At 68.4% G+C, this 6,728-nt stretch carries 4 protein-coding genes; 3 read left to right on the forward strand and 1 reads right to left on the reverse strand.

All coding sequences use genetic code 11. The features are described from left to right. Positions 1-163: 163 nt before the first annotated feature. Positions 164-457 (reverse strand): acylphosphatase, encoded by a 294-nt coding sequence (locus tag RUW20_RS13710; RefSeq protein ID WP_313952798.1) that lies wholly within the window; start codon positions 455-457, stop codon positions 164-166. A gap of 117 nt (positions 458-574) precedes the next feature. On the opposite strand from RUW20_RS13710, the gene RUW20_RS13715 reads away from it, so the two are divergent. From RUW20_RS13715 to RUW20_RS13725, 3 genes are all read left to right on the forward strand, one after another. Further along, positions 575-2,047: an NADH-quinone oxidoreductase subunit M gene (locus tag RUW20_RS13715; RefSeq protein WP_313952795.1), complete on the forward strand. Its 1,473-nt coding sequence runs from the start codon at positions 575-577 to the stop codon at positions 2,045-2,047. 3 nt (positions 2,048-2,050) lie between these two features. Then, positions 2,051-5,323: a DUF2309 domain-containing protein gene (locus tag RUW20_RS13720; protein WP_313952796.1), complete on the forward strand. Its 3,273-nt coding sequence runs from the start codon at positions 2,051-2,053 to the stop codon at positions 5,321-5,323. Further along, positions 5,320-6,728: proton-conducting transporter membrane subunit (locus tag RUW20_RS13725; protein WP_313952797.1), on the forward strand; the 1,409-nt coding region annotated here is incomplete at its 3' end. The genes RUW20_RS13720 and RUW20_RS13725, both read left to right, overlap by 4 nt.

Here is a 6,728-nt window from a genome sequence, read left to right on the forward strand (position 1 = left end):
AGCGCGCCAGACGCGGTAGCGGCAGCAGGATGCCGGCTTGTGGTGTATTCATCTTGAAACCAACCTCGCGTAGCGTGGTAGAAACCGAAACAGCCCCGGAGGGCGGTGGAAAGTGGCCTTCTGCGGCCGGGTCAGCGGCATCGCTGCCGGACACGGTTGTCGCTCAACGGCTGGCAATCTGTGCGAAACCGGTGCGTGTGCCGATTTCTCCGGCGTTGCCCTCGTTGCACAGGACGCTGTCGACCCGCGCCATCGAGGGTCCCCGCTGGGCCCAGAGAAGCAGCGCGTCGACCGCTTCGGCCGGGCCGCGGACCAGCGCTTCGACGCTGCCGTCATAGCGGTTGCGCACCCAGCCGGAGAGCCCCAGCCTGGACGCTTCGGCGCACAGCGCCCAGCGGTAGCCGACGCCCTGGACACGGCCGCGGACACGCAGATTTCGGCAGATCGCTTCGCTCATCGTCGACTCCGGCGTGGGCATGGGGCGGAAAGCACCGCCATTGCTGGCATAATCGTCGTTCATGACAAGAAGAATTTCAAGGGCCTCTGGCTCGCTGCCAGACGCCGTCGCCGCTGCATGCTGAAAACGCTGTTGCTGCTGCCGCTTTTTGGTGCTGCCCTGATCTCGCTGCTGCCGAGCCGCCGCGTCGACCTGCTGCGCTATCTGGCCAGCATCGTTGCCGCCCTGACCATGCTTTGCGCCTTCCTCATGCTGCTGGACTTCGATACGGCCAGTAGCGCGATCCAGTTCTTCGAGACCCGACCGTGGAATCCGCGCGTCGGTTCGAGTCTGGCGCTCGGTGTCGACGGCATCTCGATGGCCATGCTCCTGCTGGCCACCGTATTGTGCTTCGTCGCCATCCTCTCCTCGACCGCTGTGCGCAACGGCGCCAAGCTCCATTTTTCGCTGATCCTGGTACTCGAAACCTCGTTGCTGGTGGTTTTTGCGGCGCGTGACTGGTCGCTGTTCTACGTCGCCTGGGAACTGACGCTGATCCCGCTGTTCTTCCTGATTGATCGCCTGGGCGGCGCCAATCGTCACCGCGCGGCGCTCAATTTCGTTCTCTATACGCTCGGCGGCTCGGTGTTCATGCTGATCGCCCTGCTCCTGCTCTACGACGTCGCCCCCGAGCACAGCTTCGCGATGGCCGACATGGCGGCCGGCAGCGCGCAACTGCCGGAGCGGACACAGATCCTGGTCTTCCTCGGCCTGCTGCTCGGCTTCGGCGTCAAGATGCCGATCGTGCCCCTGCATGGCTGGTTGCCGCTGGCGCATGTCGAGGCGACGAGCCCGATTTCGATCCTGCTCTCCGGAATTCTGCTCAAAATGGGCGCCTACGGGCTGATTCGCGCCGCGTGGACGCTGCCGGCTGCGGTGCAGGCGCTGCAGGACTGGCTGGCATTGCTGGCGCTGGTCAGCATTGTGTACGGCGCGGTACTGGCCTGGCGACAGACCGACCTGAAAGCGATGATCGCCTACTCGTCGATCTCGCACATGGGCATCGTCCTGCTCGGTATCGCCGCGCTCAACGAGGCCGGCCTCAACGGTGCCGTGACGCAGATGGTTGCGCACGGACTGGCGGGCGGTCTGCTGTTCCTGCTCATCGGTCTGCTCTACGAGCGCACGCACAGACGGGATCTGGCTGCCTACGGTTCCCTCAACCGCATCGCGCCACGCTTCGCGCTGTTCATCGTGCTGACCTTGCTGGCGTCGGTCGGCCTGCCGGGGAGCGCCGGTTTCATCGCCGAACTACAGGTGCTGATCGGCGCCTATGGCCGCTGGGGCGGCTGGCTGGTGGTGGTATCGATCGGCGTACTGATCTCCGCCGCCTACGCCTTGCGCGCGATTCGCTGTCTATCGACCGGTCCCGAGCGGCCCTTCGGCGGCGCAGCAGCCGGCGTCGCCACCTTTGCCGACCTCAACCGCGCCGAAACGGCGACCGCTGGCCTGTTGGCGGCGGGGATCGTCATCATCGGCTTTTATCCCGCCCCCCTGCTTGGTCTGATGGCTTCTTCGGTGGCCCGGCTGGCGCAGCAGTTCGGAGCCTGAGCGGTGACCACCCATGCGCCCACGAACGCCAGCCAGGTGGCCGCAGATGCGCTGGATCCACTGGCGCGCATCGAAGCCTGTGTCGCGCATCTCGAACACGTTCTGCCGGCGCAGGCGCCGTTGCGCGATTTCGTTCATCACAACACCCTGCACGCCTTGCAGCATTTGCCGTTCGCCGACGCCTGTGGCGAAGCGGCCCGCCTGACCGGTGCCCGCCCATGGCTGGACGAAGGCCGTTGTCGCGAACTGTATCGGCAGGGGCGAGTGACTTCGGCCGATCTCGCTGCCGCCTTGCGGCAGCTACCGGAAATGCGTGCCGATGAAGCGCAGTGCGCTGTCGGTCAGCGGCAGCTCTGTCGCGGCGAGGTTCTGCAGGCCGCGCTGCGCTACCCGGCCGACGGGTTTTCACTGGCGCAGTTGCGCTGGCAGGCCGAGGAGAAGGCAGCCTTCGAGCGCTGGCAGGACGAGCTGGACGACGGCCCGCGGCAACGCCTGCGGGAGGCCGCCCGCGCTGACGGCCTTGACGAAAAGCAGGCGGTCGCCGAGCTGTGGGCTGCGGCGCGCGAGCTGCGCGCGTCGGTGGTGCCAGCGGAAGCGATGGGCCCTGGCGACGGCGTTGCCGACCTGGCCAGCCTGGCGGTCGCACCGGTCGGGGAGCCGTCGCCGGAAGCCGCCGCTGCCCTCTGGCGGCAGATGGTCAGCGGTCTCGGCGAAAGGTGGACGCTGGCGACGCTGCTCGCTCACCTGACCGGCGACGATCCTCGCCCGTCCTTGCAGGTGACCCTGATCCGTCATCTTGGTGCGCATCTTGATCAGGGCCTGGCCGCCTGGAAGAACCCGGCGCTGGCGGCCGGGTTCTATGCCGCCTGGCGACTCAGCGCGGGAAGAGACTGGGCGTGGGAACTCGACGAGTTCGCCGGCGCGCGGCAGGAGATCGAGCAACTGCCGGACGAAGCGTTAGCGGCGATCGCCAGCGAACTCGCTCGCCTCGGTGTCGATGCGGCCAACTGGGGCGCCACCCTGCAGCGGCTGGCCCTGGAACTGCCGGGCTGGGCCGGCATGTTCCACTGGCGTGCGGCGCACGCGCGAGCCGACGAACAGCCGGTCTCGCTGGCCGATTTCCTGGCCGTGCGAGTGGTGCTCGAACGCCTTTGCGCCGAGCAACTCGTTCGCCGCGTCTGGGGCTTGCCGCTGAACCTGGGCGAACTCGGCGACTACTTTATCGCCCACCCAGCCGAGCTGTCGGTGCGCCACGCCGTCGGCAGCCGGCGGCTGGCGGAGGACCTGCTCGGCGAGGTCTCGCCGTATCTTGCTTCAGCGTCCGCCGACGCGGTGTTCCCCTGGCAGCAATTCGCGACCCGGCTGGCCGAGCGGCCGACTGCCGAGGGATCGGCCAGCGACCGCCAGGCGCTCGCCGCCTGGCCACTTTTCGTGCTCGCGCAAAGGCTGGGGCTGGCTGCTCGTGAGCTGCGCGAAATCGGCGCCGCCGGGGTCGACGTCCTGCTCGCCTGCGCCGGATCGCTGAGCCGCGACCAGCGGGGCTACCTCTGGCTGCTGGCCTACGAGCACCACTATCGGCAGCAGATTCTGGCGGCGCTGGTCGCCAATCACGGCCGCGCGCCGGCGCTGGCCGGCAGGGCCGAGGCCCAGTTCGTCTTCTGCATGGACGACCGCGAGGAAGGGTCGCGCCGGCACCTCGAAGAAGTCAATCCGGCCGTCGAGACTTTCGGTGCGGCCGGCTTCTTCGGCGTGCCGCTGCTCTGGCAGGGCCTTGATGACGAGGCGCCGAGCGCCCTGTGCCCGATCGTCGTGCGACCGACGAACGCCGTGCGCGAGGAAGTCGCGGCCGGCGCCGAGGCCGCACATCGGCAGCATCGGCGTCGTCGGCAGATGCGCCTGGATTGGCAGGAGCGCCTGCATCAGGGTAGTCGGCGCGGCTGGCTGCCGGCGCTGCTGGTAACCGCTGCCGCCGGACCCGGGGCATTGCTGGCGCTGCTGGCGCGGACGCTGGCGCCGGCGCGCTTCGGCAGCCTGCTGCAACGGCGCCGCGACGCTTTCGACCAGCCATTGCCGGGTGCCCTGCGCTTGACCGCCGAGGCTGCCGAGGCCAGCCGCGTCGCCAGCGCCGACCAGCCGCGGCTGGGCTTCAGCGAAGACGAGCAGCTGGCGCGTGTCGGCGGCTTCCTGCGCAGCATCGGGCTCACCGACCACTTCGCTCCGCTGGTGGTGATCGTCGGTCATGGTTCGGACAGTCGCAACAATCCGCATCTCGCGGCCTACGATTGTGGTGCGTGTTCCGGCCGCCATGGTGGGCCGAACGCGCGCGTCTTTGCGGCCATCGCCAACCGGCCGACGGTGCGCGCCCGGCTGGCCGAACAAGGCTTGCCGATCCCGGCGAGCACATGGTTCGTCGGCGCCGAGCACAATACCTGCGACGAGACTTACCTGTGGTACGACCTCGATCAGCTGCCGGCGAGTCAGCAGCAGGCTTTCGCCGCCCTGCGCAGCGATTGCGAGCGGGCGGCAAGGCTGCACGCGGTCGAGCGCTGTCGCCGCCTGGCTTCCGCACCGCGCGACCCCTCGCCGCCGCAGGCGCAGCGACATCTGGCCGACCGCCGCCAGGATCTCGCGCAGGCGCGGCCCGAGCTGGGACACGCGATGGTGGCCACGGCTTTCATCGGCCGGCGGGCGATGAGCCGCCGAGCCTTCTTCGACCGGCGCGTGTTCCTGATTTCCTACGATCCGCTGGCCGATGGCGAGGGCCGGATCCTCGAGGCGACGCTGCTCGCCGCTGGCCCGGTTGGTGCCGGCATCAATCTCGAGTACTACTTCTCGACGGTCGACAACGAGGGTTTCGGCTGCGGCAGCAAGGTGATGCACAACCTGGCCGGGCTGTTCGGGGTGATGCAGGGCGCCAGTTCGGACCTGCGCACCGGCCTGCCGCTGCAGATGATCGAAATTCACGAGCCGATGCGGCTGCTGGTGGTGGTCGAGCAGACGCTGGAAATACTGACGGCGATCTACCAGCGGCAACCGCCGTTGCAGGAGTTGATCGGCAACGGCTGGATCATCCTGGTGGCCAAGCACCCGCAGAGCGGGGCGATCCACCGCTTCGATCCAGCCGCTGGCTGGCAGGTATGGCATGACCATGCAGGCGGCGAGGTGACGCCGACTTTGCCCGAGGTGCCCGAAGTCGAACGTTCGGCCGACTGGTTCACCGGCCACGGTGAAGCGCTGCCGCCGGCCTTGTTGCGGCAGCCGCCGGTGAGCGCATGAGCACCCTCGACGCCCTGCTCGGCGCGCTCGCCGAAACCACGCGGCTGGTCTGGCTGGTGCCCCTGTTGCCATTGCTGGCGGCCGCGGCAATCGGCGCCAGAATGCTGGTCTTGCGCTCGCGCCACGGCGACGCGCATGAACCGCTCACTGCCGGCCTGGCCAGCGCCGCCGCGCTCGGCGCGCTGTTGCTGTTGCTGCTCTTCGACCTGGCGGCGATCTTCGGCACCCTGCCGGAACCCCTGCTGTTCGGTAACTGGCTGGCCATCGGCACGACGCCGGTTGGCCTGTCTTTCGCCCTCGACGCCTGCAGCCTGCCGATGGCCACGCTGGTGGCCCTGATCGCCTGGATCGCCTTGCGCTTCTCGGCGACCAATTTGCACCGGGAGAGCGGTTTCCAGCGCTTTTTCCTCGGCATGTGCCTGTTCCTGGCCGGCATGCTGCTGATCGTTCTCGCCGGCAATGCGGTGCTGGCATTTGTCGGCTGGGAGCTGGCCGGCATCAGTTCCTGGCTGCTCATCGCCTACGCCTGGGAGCGGCCGCAGGCAACGGGGAACGCCACCTTCGTCTTCGTCGCCAACCGCGTCGGCGATGCCGGCTTTCTGCTCGGCATCGGGTTGGCGGTGTGGTCGCTGGGCACTGTCGAGTGGGCCGGCCTGGCCGGCGACAGCACCATGGGCAGCCTGACCGCACGCCTGCTGCTGGCCGGCTTCGTGCTGGCGGCAGTGGTCAAGTCGGCACAGCTGCCGTTCACGCCGTGGATCGCGCGTGCGCTCGAAGGGCCGACACCATCGTCGGCGGTGTTTTACGGGTCACTGATGGTGCATGCCGGCGTCTTTCTGCTCTTTCGCCTGCAGGGCCTGCTTGCGCAGGCTCCCGACGTGATGGCCCTGCTGGCCGTCGTCGGCGTTGCCACCGCCGTCTATGGCAGTCTCTGCGCGTTGGTGCAGAGCGACGTCAAGTCGGCCCTGATTTTCTCGACCGTCACCCAGGTCGGGCTGATGTTTCTGCTCTGCGGCCTCGGCTTCTTCTCGCTGGCCGTCGCTTATTCGGGCCTGCACGCCGCCTGGCGGGCTTATCAGTTCCTGCTCGCACCGACCTACATGCATCTGGTGCGTCGCCCGGCGCGTCCGGTGCCGCGCTGGCTGGCCGGGCAGCACTGGCTGTATACCGCCGCCCTGCAACGTTTCTGGATCGAACACCTGGCCGCCAGCCTGCTGATCCGCCCGACACTGGCGCTGGGCCGTGACGTGCGGCTGCTCGACGAACGCGTCATCGACCGGGTGGTCGGCGTGCCGCGCCGCGATCAAGACGCTGCCGCTGGCCAGCAGGCCGCCAGCGAGCTGATCCGCGGCCATGGTCTGGCCGGCCGGGCGCTGTGCGCTTTCGCCGAGCGCTTGCAGTGGCT

The organism is Accumulibacter sp. (assembly GCF_032229525.1).
In the GTDB taxonomy this organism is placed as follows: Bacteria; Pseudomonadota; Gammaproteobacteria; order Burkholderiales; family Rhodocyclaceae; genus Accumulibacter.

Coding starts and splice junctions, on each gene's coding strand:
- RUW20_RS13710 (WP_313952798.1), bottom strand. CDS start 457: ATGAGCGAAGCGATCTGCCGAAATCTGCGTGTCCGCGGCCGTGTCCAG.
- RUW20_RS13715 (WP_313952795.1), top strand. CDS start 575: ATGCTGAAAACGCTGTTGCTGCTGCCGCTTTTTGGTGCTGCCCTGATC.